Source organism: Streptomyces sp. DH12 (assembly GCF_020873895.1).
Lineage (GTDB): Bacteria > Actinomycetota > Actinomycetes > Streptomycetales > Streptomycetaceae > Streptomyces.
This window is the reverse complement of the sequence record NZ_JAHWGT010000951.1, coordinates 1-465: the sequence shown is the minus strand read 5'-3', so window position 1 is coordinate 465 and position 465 is coordinate 1. Positions and strand designations below refer to the sequence as shown.

1 pseudogene is annotated in these 465 nt (G+C 76.8%); it reads left to right on the top strand.

The annotated features are described in order from the left end of the window. Positions 1–465 (top strand): annotated as a pseudogene (locus LPA54_RS37940) (family 2 glycosyl transferase); the annotation flags it as partial.

Genomic DNA, 465 nt, shown 5'->3' with positions numbered 1-465 from the left:
CTGGTGCTCGCCGTCGGCTGGATGGTCCGTGGCGCCGACGGGCCTGTCGAGCGGCGCGACCCGGTGCAGGTGCCGGCGTTCGTCGCCGAGGAGAGCGCCACCCGCGACCAGGCCCGCACCCTGGTCCTCGACACCGACTCCGCCGACCGCGTCGACTACGTCCTGGTACGTGGCTCCGGGGCCCGCATGGGCGACGCGGAGATCGCCGCCCAGGACGGCGAGAACGAACTGCTCGACAGGGTCGTCGCCAACCTCGTCGCCGGCTCCGGCGCCGACCAGGCCGACCAGCTCGGCGGCTTCGCCGTCCGCTACGTCCTGGTGCACCAGGGCGCCCCCCGCGAGGTCACCCGGGTGCTGGACGCCACGCCCGGCCTGAGCCGGCTCAGCCAGCAGGCGGGCGGAGCGCTGTGGCGGGTGGACCGGCAGGTCGCCCGCGCGGCCGTCGTGCCCGCCGAGGGCGGGAGC